Origin of the sequence: Pseudomonas umsongensis, assembly GCF_012647205.1 — a bacterium.
Taxonomy (GTDB): domain Bacteria; phylum Pseudomonadota; class Gammaproteobacteria; order Pseudomonadales; family Pseudomonadaceae; genus Aquipseudomonas; species Aquipseudomonas umsongensis.
The window spans coordinates 5,686,425-5,705,925 of the sequence record NZ_CP051487.1 but is presented as its reverse complement, the minus strand read 5'-3'; the positions used below and the strand labels follow the sequence as shown (position 1 = coordinate 5,705,925).

Annotated in this window: 13 protein-coding genes; 2 read left to right on the top strand and 11 right to left on the bottom strand. The window is 61.1% G+C overall.

From position 1 onward, the window contains the following. Positions 1–81 precede the first annotated feature (81 nt). From HGP31_RS25690 to HGP31_RS25645, 9 genes are all read right to left on the bottom strand, one after another. Positions 82–3,105, bottom strand: a complete 3,024-nt coding sequence (locus HGP31_RS25690) for a multidrug efflux RND transporter permease subunit (RefSeq protein ID WP_168758905.1) — start codon at positions 3,103–3,105, stop codon at positions 82–84. 14 nt (positions 3,106–3,119) lie between these two features. Then, positions 3,120–4,268: an efflux RND transporter periplasmic adaptor subunit gene (locus tag HGP31_RS25685; RefSeq protein WP_168758904.1), complete on the bottom strand. Its 1,149-nt coding sequence runs from the start codon at positions 4,266–4,268 to the stop codon at positions 3,120–3,122. 179 nt (positions 4,269–4,447) lie between these two features. Beyond that, the gene (locus HGP31_RS25680; RefSeq protein WP_020797463.1) at positions 4,448–5,548 is read right to left on the bottom strand and encodes a DUF1513 domain-containing protein; all 1,101 of its coding nucleotides are present in this window, start codon (positions 5,546–5,548) and stop codon (positions 4,448–4,450) included. A gap of 14 nt (positions 5,549–5,562) precedes the next feature. Next, entirely contained in the window at positions 5,563–6,627 is a 1,065-nt protein-coding gene (locus tag HGP31_RS25675; RefSeq protein WP_168758903.1) for an imelysin family protein, read from the bottom strand. A 26-nt stretch (positions 6,628–6,653) separates the two neighbouring features. Continuing rightward, a complete protein-coding gene (locus HGP31_RS25670; RefSeq protein ID WP_168758902.1) occupies positions 6,654–8,081 on the bottom strand; it encodes a di-heme oxidoreductase family protein in 1,428 nt (475 codons plus the stop codon). Positions 8,082–8,309: 228 nt separating this feature from the next. Beyond that, positions 8,310–9,665: an imelysin family protein gene (locus HGP31_RS25660; RefSeq protein WP_168758901.1), complete on the bottom strand. Its 1,356-nt coding sequence runs from the start codon at positions 9,663–9,665 to the stop codon at positions 8,310–8,312. A gap of 156 nt (positions 9,666–9,821) precedes the next feature. Then, positions 9,822–11,873: a putative bifunctional diguanylate cyclase/phosphodiesterase gene (locus tag HGP31_RS25655; protein WP_020797458.1), complete on the bottom strand. Its 2,052-nt coding sequence runs from the start codon at positions 11,871–11,873 to the stop codon at positions 9,822–9,824. Between the two features lie 327 nt (positions 11,874–12,200). Continuing rightward, complete coding sequence (locus HGP31_RS25650) at positions 12,201–14,609, bottom strand: glucose/quinate/shikimate family membrane-bound PQQ-dependent dehydrogenase (RefSeq protein WP_168758900.1); 2,409 nt, start codon at positions 14,607–14,609, stop codon at positions 12,201–12,203. A 213-nt stretch (positions 14,610–14,822) separates the two neighbouring features. Then, a complete protein-coding gene (locus HGP31_RS25645; protein ID WP_168758899.1) occupies positions 14,823–16,190 on the bottom strand; it encodes a carbohydrate porin in 1,368 nt (455 codons plus the stop codon). A gap of 260 nt (positions 16,191–16,450) precedes the next feature. Between HGP31_RS25645 and HGP31_RS25640 the strand changes: the two genes are divergently transcribed. Together HGP31_RS25640 and HGP31_RS25635 are read left to right on the top strand one after the other, a co-directional pair. Then, the gene (locus HGP31_RS25640) at positions 16,451–16,681 is read left to right on the top strand and encodes a VF530 family protein (protein ID WP_020797453.1); all 231 of its coding nucleotides are present in this window, start codon (positions 16,451–16,453) and stop codon (positions 16,679–16,681) included. Between the two features lies 1 nt (position 16,682). Then, a complete protein-coding gene (locus tag HGP31_RS25635) occupies positions 16,683–17,318 on the top strand; it encodes a Pr6Pr family membrane protein (RefSeq protein WP_020797452.1) in 636 nt (211 codons plus the stop codon). Positions 17,319–17,474: 156 nt separating this feature from the next. Here HGP31_RS25635 and HGP31_RS25630 read toward each other — a convergent pair whose 3' ends face one another. Together HGP31_RS25630 and HGP31_RS25625 are read right to left on the bottom strand one after the other, a co-directional pair. Beyond that, positions 17,475–18,266 carry a siderophore-interacting protein gene (locus HGP31_RS25630; protein WP_168758898.1) on the bottom strand — a complete coding sequence of 264 codons (792 nt, stop codon included), beginning with the start codon at positions 18,264–18,266 and terminating at the stop codon, positions 17,475–17,477. Then, positions 18,263–18,838, bottom strand: a complete 576-nt coding sequence (locus HGP31_RS25625) for a PadR family transcriptional regulator (RefSeq protein ID WP_020797450.1) — start codon at positions 18,836–18,838, stop codon at positions 18,263–18,265. Before HGP31_RS25625 ends, HGP31_RS25630 begins: the two co-directional genes overlap by 4 nt. Positions 18,839–19,501: the final 663 nt, after the last annotated feature.

Sequence of the window (19,501 nt, the reverse complement as noted above, 5' to 3'; positions counted from 1 at the left end):
CCGGGACGCTCCGCGTCCCAAATCAAGAGCCGAACGCGGAGCGTCCGTAGAGGCATTCCCACGCAGAGCGTGGGAACGATCTTAGCGAGAGGATTTGGCCAGCAGCGTATACACGCACGGCAACACAAACAGCGTAAACAGCGTCCCAATCGACATCCCGGTGGCAATGACCGTACCGATATCGAACCGGCTCACCGCGCCGGCCCCCGTGGCGATGATCAACGGCACCATGCCGAATACCATTGCCGCCGTGGTCATCAATACCGGGCGCAGGCGAATGGCCGCGGCTTCCTCCACCGCTTCGCGGGGCGTCAGGCCCCTGTCCTTGCGCAGCTGGTTGGCGAATTCGACGATCAGGATGCCGTGCTTGCTGATCAGGCCGATCAACGTCACCAACCCGACCTGGGTATAGATGTTCATGCTCGACCAGCCGAGGAACAGCGGCAGCAAGGCGCCGCAGATCGACAGCGGGACGGTCACCAGGATCACCAGCGGATCGCGAAAGCTTTCGAACTGGGCCGCCAGTACCAGGAAGATGATCGCCAGTGCCAGGCCAAAGGTCACCCATAGTGCACTGCCTTCCTGGACGTATTGCCGCGATGCACCGGCATAGTCGAAGGCAAAGCCCGCCGGCGCTTCTTCCCGGGCGATCTGACGCACGGCGTCGATGGCCTCGCCCATGCTGACCAGCGGCACCCCGGAAAGAATCGCCGAGTTGAGTTGCTGGAACTGGTTCAGTTGCCGAGGGCGCGCCCGGTCGGTCACGGTGATCAGGGTCGAGAGGGCGAGCAGTTCGCCCTGGGTGTTCTTGACGTAGTAGTTGTTCAGCCAGTCAGGGTTATCCCGGAAGGGGCGTTCGACCTGGGCAATGACTTTGTAACTGCGGCCATCCACGGTGAAACGGTTGATTTCCGCCTCACCCAGCAACGTCGCCAGTGTCCCGCCCAAATCCTGCATCGACACGCCCATCTGGGCCGCCTTGGCACGGTCGATATCCACCACCACTTCAGGTTTGTCAAAGGCCAGGTCGACGTCGACGAAGGCGAATTTACCGGACTCCATCGCGCGTTTTTTCACCCGGTCGACCACTTGCAGCAGTAACTCGTAATCGTTGGCCGTGTTGACGACGAACTGGAACGGCAGACCCTCGCCGGTACCCGGCAGGGAAGGCAGGTTGAAGCCGAATACCTGCAAGCCTGAAATGCTCTCCAGCTTGGCCTGAACCTCGGGCAGGATCTCCATTTGCGTGCGACTGCGCTCGTTCCAGGGCTTGAGAAGGAAACCGCCAATACCCGATTGCACACCGTTGAAGCCGTTGATCTGGAACGACGAGTAGTACTCGGGAAACGCCTTGAAGATCGTGATGAACTCGTCGGTGTAGGTGTTCAAATAGTCGAGGTTGGTCGGTTGCGGTGCACTGGCCAGCATGAAAATGATGCCCTGGTCCTCATCCGGCGCCAGTTCCGACTTGGTGAACTTGAGCAGCACGGGAATCAGGCACAGCACGATCACCGCGAACACCAGCACCACCGGCCGGGTGTTGAGGGTGCCGTGGAGCATTGTCTGGTATCGGCGCTTGAGGCTTTCGAAAATCAGGTCCAGGCGATGGGCCAGGCCCGTGGGGTTTTCGTCGTGACGCAGCAGCAGGGCGCACATCATCGGCGACAGGGTCAGGGCGACGATGCCGGAAATCACCACCGCACCGGCCAGGGTAAGGGCGAACTCCTTGAACAGCGCCCCGGTAAGGCCCGTGAGGAAGCCGATCGGCGCATACACCGCCGCCAGGGTGATAGTCATCGAGACCACCGGCATGGCGATCTCCCGGGCGCCCTCGATGGCGGCATCCAGCGGCGTCTTGCCTTCCTCGATGTGGCGGTGGATGTTTTCCACCACCACGATGGCATCGTCCACCACCAGGCCGATGGCCAACACCATCGCCAGCAGGGTCAGCAGGTTCAGCGAGTAACCCATCATCTGCATGAAGAACATCACGCCGATCATGGACAACGGAATGGTGACCACCGGGATCACCACCGAGCGCAACGCACCGAGGAACAGGAACACCACCACGATCACGATCAGCACCGCTTCAAACAGGGTCTTGATCACTTCGTTGATCGAGGCCTGGATGAACAGCGTCGCGTCGTAGGCGATTTCCGCCTTCAGGTTCGGTGGCAGTTGGGCCGTAAGCTCCGGCATGATCTTGCGCACTTCCTTGATCACGTCGAGGGGGTTGGCCGCAGGCGTGGCCTTGATGCCGATGTACACCGAGGGCGTACCGCCGAACGAGCTGATGGTGTCGTAGTTTTCCGCTCCCATCTCGACCCGCGCGACATCGCGCAGCAGCACGCGACTGTCACCTTCGACCTTGAGCGGGATCGCGGCGAAGGCTTCGGCTGATTTGAGCTCGGTATTGGCGCTAATGCTGGTGACCACGTACTCACCTTTCACTTCGCCCGCGGCGGAAAGGAAGTTGTACTGGCGCACCGCGTTGGTCACGTCGCTGGCGCTGAGGCCGAAACCGGCCAGCTTCACCGGGTCCAGCCACAGGCGCATGGCGAAGACCTGGTTGCCGAGAATCTCGGCTTCGGCCATGCCCGGCAAGGTTGCCAGCTTCGGCTGGATGACGCGCGACAGGTAATCGGTAATCTGCGGGTTGCTCAGCTCCTTGCTGGAGAAGCTGATGTACATCAGCGCCGAGGCGTCGGCAGCTTCCTTGCTCAGCACCGGGTCCTCGGCATCCTGGGGCAGGCGGTTCTTGACCTCGTTGGCCTTGGCCAGCAGTTCGGTGAACAAGCGGTCGCTGTTGGAGCCGATGCGTGCGTAGATCGAGATCACCGAGAAATTCTGCCGACTGACCGAAGTCATGTAGTCGATACCTTCGGCACTGGCCAGGCTCTGTTGCAACGGTTGCGTGATGTAGCCCTGGATGGTTTCGGCGTTGGCCCCGGGGTACGCGGTGGTGACCGTGATCAGGGCGTTTTCCATTTGTGGGTACTGGCGCAGCGGCAGCGTGCTCCAGGCCTGGAAGCCCAGCAGCACAATCAACAGGCTGACTACGGTGGCGAGCACCGGGCGACGGATGAATGGGTCGGTAAAAGCCATTGGGGGTTCCTTGATCAGTCAGCGCGTGGCTGACTGTTCTTTTCGGCCAGGGTCTTGTCGTCGCTGATGGCGATGTGCGCACCGTTGTCCAGTTTGATCTGGCCGGCCGTGACCACCTTTTCGCCGTTCTGCAGACCTTTGGTAATTACCACCTGCCCGTCGCGGCGTTCACCGGTTTCAATGAACCGCCGTTCAGCGATCAGGATCGGCTGGCCCTTGTCGTCTTTTTCGAGGCTGCCGTCTTCAGCCTTCTTCTCTGCAACGACATACAGGGAGTTGCCGTAGAGCGTGTAGGTGATCGCGCTTTCCGGCACGACGATGCTCGGCCGCGGGTTGGGCAACATCACCTGCAGGTTGGCGAACATGCCTGGCAGCAGCTTGCCATCGGGGTTGGCCAGGGTCGCGCGGACCTGCATGTTGCGCGTGCTGTTTTCCAGTTTCGGGTTGATCGCACTGATGGTGCCGGGGAAGGTCTGGGACGGATACGCCGCGACGATGATTTCAACCGGCTGGCCAATGGCGATCTTTGGCACCGACTGCTCTGGCACGAAAAAGTCGACGTAGAGGCTGCTGAGGTCTTGCAGGGTGGCAATCATGGTGCCACTGGCCAGGTAGTCGCCAACGTCCACCTGACGAATGCCGATGGTCCCGTTGAAGGGGGCAACGATGCTTTTTTTGCCCAGCGCGGCCTTGAGTTGGTTGACCGTGGCCTTGCTCTTTTTCAGTACCGCCGACAGTCGATCGAACTCGCCTTTGGAAATGGCCTGGCTGCCCACCAGCTGGCTTCCGCGACCGTAATCGAGTTGGGCCAGGCCGAGGTCGGCCAGGGCGGTTTCGAGGAACGCGCTTTCCACGGCGCTGTCCAGGCGCAGGAGGGGTTGACCGGCTTTGACTTTCTGCCCGGACTCGAACTGCAGGTCAACGACCGTACCATCGGTCTCCAGGCTCAGGTCTACGCCTTGCAGCGCCTTGAGGGTGCCTACGGTAGGCAGCCTGGCTTGCCAGGGCCGTTCGATGGCCGTGGCCACGGCGACGCTGATCGGCGGTTTTGGCGCGGAGAAGCCCTGAATCATCGTATAGATGGAGAAGGCTTTGTAACCGGCCAGGACCAGCACGATCAACAGTACAACACCCAACATGATCAGCATGCGGCGACGCAGCATATTTCCAGTTCCTTGGAGAAATCAGGTGAGACAGTGGGGCACATTACCGCGAGTGGGAAGGGGAATCCAATGGCTGATTTTTGTCGGTTCCGGAAAAGATCGCAGCCTGCGGCAGCTCCTACAGGTGTACACATGACCCTGTAGGAGCTGCCGCAGGCTGCGATCTTTTTGGGCCTGACTCAAGCCATCAGATGCAGATGGTTGTCCCAGAGCCCCGCCGGCAGATCCAGCGGTTTGGCGAGCAGATTTGCCTGGCGGCAATCGTAGTACCGGCAGCGTCCCTGGCCCGAGGTCACGACGAATCCGTCGGCCACCGCGCCCACTCCGGCGCAATCGGGCAGTGGCGCGTCCAGGCGCACTTCGCCGCTGTCCAGGTCCCAGATGAAAAAGCGGTTGCCCCGAGGCGCGGTCAGCGCGACCAGGCGCAAGTCGCTGTGCACCGCAACGCTGGCGGTGTAGTGCCCCATGGCTTGCAACTGATGCTCCGGCACCGGGAACGCCACGAACGGCTGGCCCGGACGCTTGATCGCCAGCAGCTCCGAATGCTCGTGGGCTGCCCCCATGAATTGCTGGCCGGCGACGATGGTGCCATCGCTGGCAATGCCCAGGTGACGCACGCTGTTCATCTGCTGGCCGAGGGTTTCCTTGCTCAGCAGGGTGCCGTCGCGCTGCATCAGGACCAGGCTCGGCTCCATGGCATTGAGGTTCATCTCGACCCGGCTTTCGGCTTCGGTGCGGATACCACCGTTGGCCACCACCAGGGTCTCGCCATCGGGCATCCACGACACTTGATGCGGGCCGATGCCGTGGGTGGAAATCTCACCGCTGTGCACCAGGCGTTCGCCTTCGAACGTGTACACGCCGAGCAAGCCGCGACCCGGATCGGTGGTGTCGTTTTCGGTGGCGTACAACCAGTCACCGCTGTGGTGAATCACCGCATGACCGTAGAAGTGCCGGTTCGGTTGCGACGTCACGGTTTGCAGGAGCGTGCCGTCACGCAGGTCGATCAGGTAGCTCTCGGTGCCCGGACGCCGGGCAACGAACAGCGCGATCGGCAGCGTCGGGTGATTGATGATGTCATGGCAGCGCTGGCCGACCTGGGTGGCAAACACCCGGGTGCCGTCCAGCCGGTAACCGACGGCGTAGTGCTTGCCGTCGGTATCGTCCCGCGCCGAGAGCAGCAGCGGGCTTTTATCCTTGTGCCTGGACAGCGTCCAGCCGCCCAGTGACACCGCACCCAGCAGCAAACTCCCTAATTTCAGAGCCTGGCGTCGTAGCATGGAACTCGCCCTCATCAGTCACCGTCGTTGGCGTTGAAGCCCAGTTGGATGCCCAGCGCCTTCGCCAGCTCGCCTTCGTGCAGGCGGTGGACCACGTTGATGCTGTCGTAGAGATCATTGAGTTGCTGGCGACCGGCGTCGTCGTTGAGCATTTCGGTCAACGAGCGCTGGCTGCTGGCGAACAGTTTCAACGAAGCGGCGTAGGCCGCGTCGATCTTGTCGGCCAATGGCTTCTGGTCGCTTGGCAACAGGCCGCGCAGGCCTTTGTTGTCGACACCTTCCCATACCGTTCTGGCCGCAGCGAGGCTGGCCTCCAGGGCGGTCAGGGACGACTGGCTGCGCCAGGCATCGGCCTGGAACGGCTGCGGCACGCCTTTGCTCTGGCGGCCCATCGGTGTGCCGAGCTTCTTCTTCAAGGTATCGAGGGCGGTCACCTGCACGCGCAACAGATCGGCGATTGCTTCGTGGGAGTCGGCGTAGCGCTGGTTCGGGAACTTGCTCATTTGCGCGAGCATGCCGTCGGTGTTGTTCCAGCTTTTGAGGATTTCTTCGGCCAGCTGTTTCTGACGCTCGCCAATGGCGATCAGCAGCGGGCAGTACTTGGCCTTCTGCTCGGCGTTGGCCACATCAGGCTTGCTGTCGAACAGGATGTATTCGTAGGCCGACAGGCCTTGGACCACCACGCTGGATTTGGCCAGTGCAGCAGCATCGATCTGCGGTTGTGCAGTGACCAGTTGCTCGACCTGGCGGCCGACCAGGTTCTTCTTGTCGGGCCAGAACTGCACCTGCCAGGCACGGTTGCCCTCGGCCAGCGGACCAATCAGCAGCGGTTGCAGTTCGGCCCAGGCTTTTTGCGCGTGCAGGAAGTCGGCGCGGGCGGTTTCGAGATTTGCCTTGCCTTCGCAGTAGGCGAGGGCGCTGACGGCCAGCTGGCGGTCGGCTTCAACCCAGCGGGTATAGGTCGGCAGAATCACCGACTTGGCGATCGCAGCCGAAGTGACGGCCTGCGGGTCCTGTGGCGAGCAGGCGCCCAAGGCTAGCGCGGCAAGGCTGGTGAACAACAATTTGGGACGGAACATGTCGGGCTCCCGCGGGAAGATGGGTATTAAAGGGAATTCAAGAACGCCAACAACGCAGCGCGCTGCTCGGTATTGAAAGACAAAACTTGTTGTTGCGCCGCTTTTGCCTCGCCGCCATGCCAGAGCACAGCTTCGAGCAGGTTGCGGGCGCGGCCGTCGTGCAGGAACTGGGTGTGGCCACTGACGGCTTGAGTCAAACCAATGCCCCACAACGGCGGGGTACGCCAGTCGCGCCCTCCGGCCTGGAATTCGGTGCGGTTGTCGGCCAGGCCATCGCCCATGTCATGCAGCAGCAGATCGCTGTAGGGGCGAATCACTTGATTGGCCAATTCAGCTTCGGCGGCGTCGGCGGCGGTGGTGTACTTGGGTGTGTGACAGGACTGGCAACCGGCCTGGTAGAACAGGGTCTTGCCGGCCAGCACTTGCGGCGTGCTGACATCGCGGCGCGCCGGTACGGCGAGGTTACGGGTGTAGAACAGCACCAGGCGCAGGATGTTGTCGCTGACTTCCGGCTCGCCATCGGGGCCGTTGCCACTGGGTGCCTGCTTACAGGCCGTTTGCGCGTCGGTGCAGTCGTCAAAGGGCCTCAGGTGGGTCGTGAGGCCCATGTCACCGGAAAACGCATGGACATTTTGTTGATTGAGGTTCGGCTGCCCGGCTTTCCAGCCAAATCGCCCGAGCACGGTTTTCTGCTGCATATCATCCCAGACCCGGTTCGGGCGCCCGGCGATGCCGTTTTTCGCTTTGGCCTGCGCGTCCGCATTCGCCAGGATGGCCTCTTCAGGAATGGCTTCCAGCAAGCCCAGGCCGATCATCGGAGGTGCGACACGGGCCGAGAAGCGCGTGTCGGGGTGCATCGGGCCGTAGTTCAGCTGGGTGATGTTCAGGCTCGGCTTGCGCAGTTCCACTTCGGTGCCGTCCTTGAAGCGAACCATCACCGGCGAGTAGTCGACCCGCACCTTGCCTTCCGGCGTCACGCCGGGCACGGCCATGTCCTGGAACTGCCCGCCATACACGGGCTCCGGTACGACACCCTGTTGCTCGATGACTTTGGCGTAGGCTGGGGTGTCGGGAATCGACAGGCGTATCAGCATCGACACGGCATTGCGCGCATCTGGCGCAGGCGGGTGACCGCGGCCGTCCTTGATATGGCAGCCCTGGCAGGCATTGGTGTTGAACAGCGGACCGAGGCCGTCGCGAGCGGTGGTGGTCGACGGAGCGATCACCCAGGGATTACGAAAAAAGCTATTGCCGACACTGAAGTCCACACGCCGCGATGGCGGCAGGTTAGCGGAGGGCAGCGAAAAGGCGTTCTGATCGGTCTTGCGCACGGTCGTACCGCCGCCGGAGCGGGCTTCACCGGGTTCAGCCTGGGTGAATTTCGGGGCGTCATCGCAGGCACTCAGGCCCAGGGCCAACAACAGTGCGGACAAGCGAAGAGGCAGCGAGGGCATCAGACATCCTGCAAGACGAGCAAAACAAGGGCGCAAAGTCTAACAGGGGATGGGAATTTGAATAAGAGGAATTATCGTTCGCTTAGGCAGATGATCGTTCCCACGCTCCGCGTGGGAATGCCTCAACGGACGCTCCGCGTTCGGCTTTTGATTTGGGACGCGGAGCGTCCCGGGCTGCATTCCCACGCAGAGCGTGGGAACGATCGGCAACCGAAGAGCCTGCGGTGATCAGAACTCGTGATCAGCGTTGTCCGGGTTCAGGTCGCTGATGCCCAGTTTGCCAGCGGCGGCTTCGATCGAACCGGTCTGCTTGACCAGGGAGGCGATGGCGTCACGGACGATCTGGTTGCCGGCGGTGTTGCCGGCAGCGATCAACTGGTCGTAGTGCTCACCCTTGTTGGCGTGGTCGACGATGACCTGCATCTTGGCTTCGGTGGCAGCCAGGTCGGCTTTCAATGCGGTGTCTGCCGCTGGATCGACCTTGGCCACCAGGGACGACAGGCTGGCGCCGGTCATCTTGCTGCCGTCGACACGGGTGTATTCGCCCAGGTACACGTTACGAATGCCTTTGGCATCGTAGAACTGCGAGTTGTGGGTGTTGTCGCTGAAGCAGTCGTGTTCGTCTTCCGGGGAGTTGGCTTCCAGGGAAACCTTCATGCGCTCGCCCGCCAGTTCGCCCAGGGACAGGCTGCCCATCCCGAACAGCATTTTGCGCAGGCCGCTTTCAGCCGGTTCCGCTTCCAGGGTGGCGCGGTAGTTGTCGGCCACGTTCGGCTTCCAGTTACCGACCATTTCTTCCAAGTCGCTGACCAGCAACTGAGTCACGGATTTCAGGTAGGCGCGGCGACGATCGTTGTGGCCGCCAGTGGCGCCTTTGCCTTCCAGGTAGTCGGAAGCTGGACGGTTGCCGGCGCCAGGGCCGGTGCCGTTCAGGTCCTGGCCCCAGAGCAGGAATTCGATGGCGTGGTAGCCGGTGGCGACGTTGGCCTCGGAACCGCCCAGCTCGTTCAGGCTGGCGAGTTTTTCCGGGGTGATGTCCTTCACGTCGACCTTGTCTTCGCCGACCTGGATTTCAGTATTGGCGATGATGTTGGCCGTGGCGCCGGGGTTACCCAGTGCGTGCTCGTAGGATTTGTCGACGTAGTCGATCAGGCCTTCGTCCAGTGGCCAGGCGTTCACTTGGCCTTCCCAGTCGTCGATGATGGTGTTGCCAAAGCGGAACACTTCGCTCTGCAGGTAAGGAACGCGAGCAGCGATCCAGGCGGCCTTGGCGGCTTTCAAGGTGTCGGCGTTCGGCTTCGCGAGGAAGGCGTCGACGGCGCTTTGCAGGGTTTTCGCAGTAGATTCGGCATCGCTGTAAACGGCGAAAACCATGTCGGCATAGTGCGCGACAACGGCTTTGGCGGCCGCTTCGTCGACTTTGCTGGCAGCGGCAGGCGCAGCAGCTGGTGCGACTTGGGCCGCAGAAGTGCTGGCCGCTGGCGCAGGAGCGGCCGCTTGTTCTTTGTCTTTGCCTTCACCGCAACCGGCGAGGGAAATTGCGATGGCCAACAGACTGGCGGTAGCCAGAGGCATACGAATCATGGCGAACATCCTGCTTCGAGAGGGGGTGGAATAACGCGTCCGGCGCGCAAAAGTGACACATAATGCAAATCTTTCGCATTATGTGTAAAGGGTTGCGGTTGGAAATATTTCTTATTCACTCTGTAGGAGCGAGCATGCTCGCTCCTACAGGGGGGGTTACAAGATTGCCGCGTTACTGCGCTGGGCTTGCTTCAGATAAGCCACCAGCTCGCGGGCCGGCAGGGGCTTGCTGTAGAAGTAGCCCTGACCCTCGTGGCAGCCTTCGGAGATGATGTAGGCCTCCTGCTCCAGGGTTTCCACGCCTTCGGCGATCACCTGCATGCCCAGGCTCTTGCCCAACTGAATGATGGCGCGAACGATGGTTGCGTCGTCGTCGTCATCGAGCAGGTCCTGGACGAAACTCTTGTCGATCTTGATCTTGTCCAGCGGCAGGCTTTTCAGATAACTCAGTGACGAATAACCGGTGCCGAAATCGTCGATCGCGATCAGCGCACCGGAGCGGCGCAGGCTGAGCAGATGCTGGGCGGCGGTGCTGATGTCTTCCATCAGGCCGGTTTCGGTGACTTCCAGCTCCAGGCTGCGTGGCGGCAGGCGATACATCTGCATCAGGTTGTTGATCACCCGTGGCAACTCGGCGTGGTGCAATTGCACGGTGGAAAGGTTCACGGCCATGCGCATGTCGCTGAAGCCCTGGTCGTGCCAGTCGCGCAATTGCTTGCAGGCCTGGTCCAGCACCCATTCACCAATGGCGATGATGGTGCCGTTCTGCTCGGCCAGCGGAATGAACAGGTCCGGTGGTACCAGCCCGTGCTCGGGATGCTGCCAGCGAATCAACGCTTCGACGCCAACGACCCGGTGATCGCGGTAGCTGATCTGCGGTTGGTAGACCAGGTAGAACTGGTCGCGGACCAGTGCGTCGCGCAGGTCTTTTTCCAGCTCGCGACGGCGGCGCATCTCGGTGTCGACGCTGGCGATGTAGAACTGATAGCGGTTGCGCGAGCGCGTCTTGGCCAGGGTCATCGTCTGTTCGGCTTTTTGCAGCAGCTTCTCGGTACTGTTGCCATCTTCGGGGAACAGGGTGATGCCAATGGTGGCGCGCAGGCGGATCTGCTGATGATCGAGGGCAAACGCCGCTTCCAGGTCATCGAGGATGCTTTGGGCCAGTTCGGCGGCTTCGTAGGGTTGTTCGATATCGGCCTGCACCAGGGCGAACTGGTCGCCACCCAGGCGGGCGAGGGCGCCCAGGCGTCCACTGTGCGCGCGCAGGCGATCGGCCAGGGCCAGTAGTAGCTGGTCGCCGGTCTGGTAGCTGAACTGTTCGTTGATGCCCTTGAAGTCATCGAGCCCGACGCACAGCACCGCAACCCGGCGCTGCAACTTGCCGGCATCGACGAGGATCTTGTCCAGCTGCGTTTGCAATTGCTGGCGGTTCGGCAGGCCGGTAAGGAAATCGTACTGGGCCATGCGCAACAGGCTGTTTTCCGCTTCGTGGCGCAGGTGCGTGTTGCGCTCGATGGATTCGAGCAACTGGTTGGCGGTGTTGATCCACAGCCCCAGTTCGTTCTTCTCGTGGCCCTTGAGCAATGGAATCTTGTGCTCGCTGGGGCGGTCGGGATTGATTTCGGTCAGGTGCTCGATGATGCGCGACAGGGGTTTGGTCAACAGCCAGTGATAGACCAGGTACAGCACCAGGCCCATCGCCAGGGCACGCAATACCCCGGAAATGAAGATGATTACCGAACTGACGATAAAACCCTTGCCGTAGGTGGCGGTGTCGAGGGTAATGCTCAGGTCGCCGTAATACTCGCTGTAAGGGCCGCGTCCCACCAACTGGGTGGTGAAGGTGCGTTCCTTGCCGAGGATCAGGTCGGTCAGCCAGCGACTGCTGGACTGCTGCAACTCACGGGATTTTTGCGCCAGCATGGCTTCGTTGGGATGGCCTATGGAGGCCTGACGCACCGCATCATCCTGGAACAGGCCTTCGATCACCTGCATGCCCATTTCCCGGTCCAGGCTGTAGACGGCCTGGGTCGAGGGGTCGCGGAACATGTCGAGAATGCGTTCGGCATCGCTGGCGACGGCCTGGCGTGTTTTATAGGCATCGAAAACAATCTGCGCGCAGCTCAAGACCACGCCGACGATCAATGCCGACAGGAGCACGACCCGGAGCAACTTCACCGACAAGCTGTTCTTGAGTTCCAGCTTCAAAGGGTAATTCCTTGTTCCGTGCGGGTAGCATCAAGTTGCCATGAGTATTGGCAATCCCGTGGTGGCAGTCAAAGGGACAATCCATCCTGCGGGATAATGCCAGCAGCTTGGCCGATTTGCTGTGTCTGGGGCAATTGCCCGATCAGTACTGTGTCGGTAGTCGAGTCCTTCAACTTGAGGGGATTGGGACAAAATTTCCTTTCGTTTGATGTTAGACCGCTGTGGCGTTGAGGCAAGGCCCCGGGTGCTGCTTTTGGACTGGTAGCTCGCCCACAAAAAAGGCGACCCCCTTGCGAGGGTCGCCTTGGCGCTAGCTACGGTTGTTACTTATTCCGACAGCTTGTAGGCAATCACATAGTCGCCCTGTTTGGTGCCCAGTGAACCGTGGCCGCCAGCCACGACCAGCACGTATTGCTTGCCGTCCTTGCCGGTGTAGGTCATCGGCGTGGTTTGCGCGCCTGCGGGCAGGCGACCTTCCCACAGTTGCTTGCCGTTTTTCACGTCGTAGGCCCGCAGGTACTGGTCCAGGGTGCCGCTGAGGAAACCGACGCCACCGGCGGTGATGAAGGTGCCGCCCAGGCTTGGTACGCCCATGCTCAGCGGGATCGGAACCGGCGAGCTGTCGCGCACGGTGCCGTTCTTGTGCATCCAGATTTTTTCATGGGTGGTCAGGTCGATCGCGGCCACGTAGCCCCACGCTGGCGCCTGGCACGGCAGGCCCATTGGCGACAGCAAGGCTTCGAGCACCACGCCGTACGGCGCGCCCTTGTTGGGTTGCACGCCTTCGGTTTCGCTTTTGCGCGGGCCTTGGGCGGCGATTTCGGCGGCCGGGATCATTTTCGACTTGAACGCCATGTAGCTCGGGTTCACGAACGCGATCTGACGCACCGGGTCAACCGAGATGCCGCCCCAGTCGAACACACCGAAATTGCCCGGATAGACGATCGAACCCTGCAGCGATGGCGGGGTGAACGGGCCGTCGTAGCGCAAGGATTTGAAGTCGATCCGGCAGATCAGTTGGTCGAACGGCGTGACGCCCCACATGTCGCGCTCTTGCAGCGGCGGTGGCATCAGGTTCAGGTCGGATTTGGGTTGCGTCGGCGAGGTGTGGTCGCCTTCCACCGCGCCTTGCGGTACCGGCACTTCGTTGATCGGCACGATGGCCTGGCCGGTGCTGCGATCCAGCACATAGATGCTGCCTTGCTTGGTCGACGCCAGGACGGCCTGCTTCACGCCGTCGGCGGTCTTGAGGTCCATCAGGGTCGGCTGGCCGCCGACGTCCATGTCCCACAGGTCATGGTGAGTGAACTGGAAGTGCCAGCGCACTTTGCCGGTGGCGATGTCCAGGGCGGTCAGGCCGGCCGCGTGCAGTTCCGATTCAGGGGTACGAGCGCCGCCGAACTGGTCCGGGGTCTGGTTGCCCATCGGCAGGTACAGCATGCCGAGTTTTTCATCGACCGCGAATACGGACCACATGTTTGGCGAGTTGCGGGTGTAGGTCTTGCCCTCGGCAATCGGCGTCGTGTCGTCCGGGTTGCCGCTGTCCCAGTTCCACACCAGTTTGCCGGTGTGCACGTCGAACGCGCGGATCACGCCGCTTGGCTCGTCGATGGAAACGTTGTCGGTGACGTGGCCGCCAATCACCACCAGGTCCTTGGTGACCGCGGGTGGCGAGGTGGAGTAGTAACCGCCGGCCGTGAAACCGCCGATGTTGGCGCGCAGATCGACCTGGCCCTTGTCGCCGAAGTCCTCGCACATTTTGCCGGTGTCGGCGTTCAGCGCGATCAGGCGGGTGTCGGCGGTCGGCAGGAAGATCTTGCGCGGGCAAGCGCTGGCCGGGGCCGGACTGGCGGAACCGGTCGGGCTCTGTTCGGAGGCATACACCGCGTCATCGTGATAGGTCACGCCACGGCAGGTCATGTGCGCCCAACCCTTGAAGTTCGCCGCATTCTGCGTCGACAGCTTCGGATCGAAACGCCAGATTTCCTTGCCGGTGTCCGGGTCCAGGGCGATCACCTGGCTGTGCGGCGTGCACACGTAGAGCATGCCGTTGACTTTCAGCGGGGTGTTTTCGGCGGTGGTTTCGCCCGGGTCGTTCGGCCCTGGCAGGTCACCGGTGCGGTAGGTCCAGGCCGGTACCAGTTTGTTGACGTTCTGCGGGGTGATCTGCGCCAGCGGCGAGTAACGGTCGCCATGGGCGCTGCGGCCGTAGGAGTTCCAGTCACCGTCGGGCATGGCCGGCGCGGTGTTGGTCATGCCCGGCACGCTGTCGCGGTCCAGTTGGCCCTTGATTTCGCCCGGGTTGGTGAACTGGCTGGCCAAAGCGGTCGCGCCTGCGATCACCACAGCCACGCTCAGTGCGCCGGTGCCCAAGGGGGCGGCGCCATCACGCAGCAGCGGACGACGAAACCACGGCAGCAACATGACCAGGCCCAGCGCGAACAGCATTGCCAGGCGCGGCACCAGCTGCCACCAGTCGAGGCCGACTTCCCACAGTGCCCAAACGGTGCTGGCGAACAGTACCAGCGCGTACAGGCCCAGCGCGGCACGGCGCGCGGCGATCAGCAGGATGCCGGTCAGCGCAAGACCGATACCGGCCAGCAGGTAGTAGAGCGAGCCGCCGAGCATGCTCAGCTTGATCCCGCCGGCCAGCATGGCCAGGCCCATTAGCAGAAGCAGTATGCCGAGCAGGGTCGGCAACAGACGGCTTCGACTCAAAGCACCCTCAGTGCTCATAGTGTGGTTCTCCGTTACGTTTCAAGTGGTCCCGCGCAGGTTCACTGTAGATGACGATCCCGCGGGGGCGTGGTTCATATAACAGGTGTTCAGTCGATGTAATCCCTTGTGGGAGCGAGCCTGCTCGCGAAAGCACTGTGTCATCCGACGCTAATGTTGGATGTGATGGCCTCTTCGCGAGCAGGCTCGCTCCCACAGGGGTTGTGGTGTTGGTTAGAAGGACGACTGGATCTTGATCCCGCCAATCAGCGCGTCATCGACCTCGTTCACGCCACCGGGGTGGCGGATGTATTGCAGGTTCGGGCGCACCGTCAGCCAGTTCGTGACGTGCACGCCGTAGTAGAGTTCGGCGCTGTATTCGGTGTCTTGGGGCGGCAGGTAGGCCGGGTTGTCGTAGTCAAAGACAGCATTGGCCTGATTACGCGCCTCGGCATTCTTGCGGTACGCCGGGTTGACGTGCACGCGGGCCATGGCGAAACCGATGTCATCCCTGGCGCGGGCATCGAACAGGCCTTTGTAGACGAGGCCGGCCTGGACATAGTTGTCGATGGCGTTGGTCTTCTTGTCGTGCATCGTGCCATTGGCGAACAGGCTCAGGCCTCGGGAATGGTCGCTGGCAATGCTGGTGACTTGCTGCTGCAGGCCGAGCCAAACACCGTGCTTGCTTGAGGCGCTGCGATAAGCCTCGCCACTCAGCGCGGCGGGCTGGCCGTTGCTGTCTTTGTAGACATCGGTGGCGTCGGCGTTGCTGTAGTAGTAGCCGGCACGGTATTCACCCGGCAGGCCGTTGAACTTTGGTGTCCACACCAGCTCCACCGGCAGGATGGCCCCTTGGGTGCCGCTGCCGCTGAGCTTGAAGCCGTTGTCGCGATCGAGGTTCGACGGGTTTTGCTCATAGGCGCCAACCTGTGCGTACAGTTCGGGCGTCAGGTGATACTTGACCCGCATCGCCCACTGGCTGACGGGCCAGTTGTACCAGATGTCGCCCACCCAGTTGCCGACCTGGGAGCCGCAGAACGCCAGGTTCTGGAAGTCGCAGGGAAAACTGTTGAAGTCTTCGCCTTCGCCGAAACGGCCGACCTTGATGTCGAGCGTCTGGTCGAGGAACTTCTGCTGGTACCACATCTGCGTCAGGCGCGTGGTCTGGCCACGGCCCCAGACTTCCTGTGCCGAAGTGAATCCGCCCACTCGCGGGTCATTGATCCGGTCGTTACTGATGTTGTTGCCGCTGCGCTTGGTGATGGTCAGCTGGAACTCTGCGTCATCCCAGCCAAGGATTTTCTGCAGGTCCAGGTGAGTGCCGAAACCAAACTGATCGCTGTAGCGAGCGGTGTGATCCTGGTCGTAGCCGCCCTGCAGATTGCTGCCCATTTCGCCGGTGTAGTCGATCTTGAAATCGTAGCCCTTCGCCGAAAGATCACTGCGGGTGCCGTTCCAGTCGCCAAGCATCCACGGGGAGTCGCTGTCGAAGGCGGGCGCCGCCTGGGTACACGTGGCGAGGCTGAAAGCGCCTAGGCCTGTGAGCAGGCTAACAGTAGTCTTGAAGACAGCGCTGTCTTTGGGGAGTCGTAAATCAGGCATAGAGAAGAAATTCTTGATCTTTTTCTGGGGAATGAACGTAAAACGGCAGACGCAAAGCAGAGGAGGAAACGTTTCAGCTAAAGCGGGCGTAAGGATAATGTTCTGTTACAAATAGAGAAAGGTCTTTTCCTGACATGCATCCTTTCGGATTCGGTAACAGTCCTTGTAGGCGCTGGGGCAGGATGCGATCTTTTGGGTTTCACCTACATTTAACGTAAGGTGCGCGGCTTCCAATTCCCACTCCTGCTCGAAGGCTTGGCATGAACGAACACAACCCCGATCCGCTGCACGGCGTCACCCTGGAACAGATCCTCAATGCGCTGGTGACCCATTACGAGTGGTCGGGATTGGCCGAGCGCATCGATATACGTTGCTTCAAGAGCGATCCGAGCATCAAGTCGAGCCTGACGTTCCTGCGCAAGACCCCGTGGGCACGGGAGAAAGTGGAGCGCTTATACGTGAAGCTGATGCGCACCAAGCGCCCGGTTTGACATGCCACCCAAGGAAGGCGTGCAGCGACGCTTGATGACGTTGGCGGCCGTGCTGGGCTGGGCCGGGCTGAGTATTCAGCTGTACCTGATTTTTTTTGCGCGCTGGAGCATCGGCGCCAGCCTGCTGGGCGGGCTGATGAGTTTTTTCAGTTTTTTCACCGTGCTGAGCAACACCCTGGTGGCGACCGTGCTGACCTGTGCAGCCACGTCCCGCGAGTCGGCGGCGCGTCGCTGGTTTCTGCAGCCGGGGGTCAGTAGCGGTGTTGCCGTGAGCATCGTGGTGGTTAGCCTGGCCTACAACCTGCTGTTGCGGCATTTGTGGCATCCGCAAGGCTGGCAATGGCTGGCCGATGAGCTGTTGCACGACGTGATGCCGCTGCTGTTTCTGCTGTATTGGTGGTTCTGTGTGCCGAAAGGCACCTTGCGTCTGCGGCACATTGCGCTGTGGCTGATTTACCCGTTGCTGTACTTCGCATACACACTGCTTCGCGGGCACGTGTTGGCGGCTTATCCCTATCCGTTCATTGATGTGGACAAGTTGGGTTATCCACAGGTGTTTTTGAATGCCGGCGGATTACTGATGGGGTTTGTGGTGATTGCTTTGTTGTTGATGGCGCTGGATCGTCGGTGGCGGTGACCACTGGGCTCTCAGATGTACCCGATCTACTGTGGGAGCGAGCTTGCTCGCGATGAACCTGAGAGCACCCTGGGGTGTCTGGTACCCAGCGTCATCGTTGACGACCATCGTCGGAACGCCGCCCGGAGCATGCTCGCTCCTACAGTTCAAACCTCATTACTCCTCGTCGCTGTCGTCCAGCCGCCAGTAGCCGACGGCCTTTACGAACTGTTCGTTCAAACCGTGCTTGTCGAGCAACACCCGACGTATCTGCCGCGACACCTTGCTCTCGGTTGCCACCCACGCGTACAGGCTGCCGGCTGGCACCTGGATCTGGCGCACGGTGCTCAACAAATGGTCTTTGCCCCCTTCGCGCAGCACCCAGATCACATTGACCTCGGCAGCGCTTTGCAGCACTTGCTGTTCCTTGCCATTTTCCACTTCGATCACCACCAGCGCCTTGCGATTGGCCGCCAGGCCTTCAAGGCGTCGGGCGATGGCGGGCAGGGCGGTCTCGTCGCCGATCAGCAGGTAGCTGTCGAAGATATCCGGCACGATCATCGAGCCCCGGGGCCCGCCGATGTGCAGGAACTGCCCGGGTTGGGCCTGTTCGGCCCAGGTCGACGCAGGGCCGTCGCCGTGCAGCACGAAATCAATATCCAGCTCCAGGGTGTCCAGGTCGTAGCGCCGCGGGGTGTAGTCGCGCATGGCAGGCATCGGGCCGTTGTCTTTGCCGGCGCCGAGTACCAGGGTTTCCAACGCCGCCTGTTGCTCCGCGTTCTGCGGGAACAGCAGCTTGACGTGGTCGTCGGTGCCGAGGCTTACGAAGCCGGCCAGCTCAGGCCCACCGAGGGTAATGCGGCGCATGCGTGGCGTCAGGTCGACGACGCGCAGCACCTCCAGGCGCCGTCGTTTTATTTCATGCATCACGCGGTGAATGGTTTGGGAAGGCACGATAACGTCGGTCATTCGGCTGGCTCCTGGGCAAATTGAACGGCGGGGCCGTCGACAATGGCTTTGGCGGTGTTGTTGAGCAGGTTGGCGACACGCTGGATCTCTTCGGCACTCCAGCGTCCATGGTGCAGTTGCAAGGCATGACGCAGGTTATGCACCGCCTCGTGGATCTGCGGCGGGCGATCGTGGCCGCGCAACGAGCGCTTGCTCACATCGATGCGTGTGCGCACGCCGTCCAGGGCAATCGCTTGTTCGGTTAAAGACAGACGTCCGGCGTCGGTCACGCTGTAGCGTTTTTTGCCACCCTCGGCATCGCCCTGAATCATTTCGCTCTCTTCCAGAAAGGTCAGGGTCGGGTAGATCACCCCTGGGCTGGGGCTATAGGCGCCGTCGAACATGCCTTCGATCTGGCGGATCAAGTCATATCCGTGGCAAGGCTGCTCGGCAATCAGCGCCAGCAGCAGCAATTTCAAGTCGCCGGGGGCGAACACCCGGGGGCCGCGGCCGCCGCGTTCGCGCCCGGGACGTTTTTCGAAGCCGTCACGGCCGTCGCCGTGTTCGCGGTGCGGGGAATGATGGTCTCTCATTTTTTCCTTCTCCTGTGATTTCTAGATACAACGTAAGATATATCTTATGCAGTGCGCAAGCTTTATTGACCGACGGTCGGGAGACCAGAAGCTCCGCCGGTCTGGCGGGAGAAGGGAGTGTTGGTAATTTTAGAGTGACTAAAATAATTATCAGGTTCCAACTGTTGTTGGTAATGAGTTAATGAATAAGTAGTACACTTCTTACAGAAGTTGTTTTAGTTCTTTTCTGTGTGTTTTTATTGCGAAAACTGGACTGCCCCTACCAAACCGGACACCAACTCCCCGTTACATTGATGCTGCCGCATAGCAATACGGCCTTCGTGCCGACGCGGCACGCCGGGTTGTTTGATCCGACGTTCAAGCAAAAGGTTTGTTGTCACGTATCACCCGGTAAACCCGTTTCAACAATGGCCAGCTTCTGCTCTGGGCTCCAGCGGCGCCGCCGCTCCTGGGCCAAAAGCTCCCCACTCTTGTCGTCGCTATTAGTCATAAGCCCTGTTTGCCTATCCCCTATCGTAAGGGGGGAACGGTGTCCTGTCGGTCATGGGGCTCGTTCAAAAACTGTGTGTAGGATATGGCTGATAGGTAAATGTCTTACTCTGTTGTTTTTCGTGCTTTTTCCACGGGTGCGTGGGGTACTTTAACTACATCTTGCATGGAGTT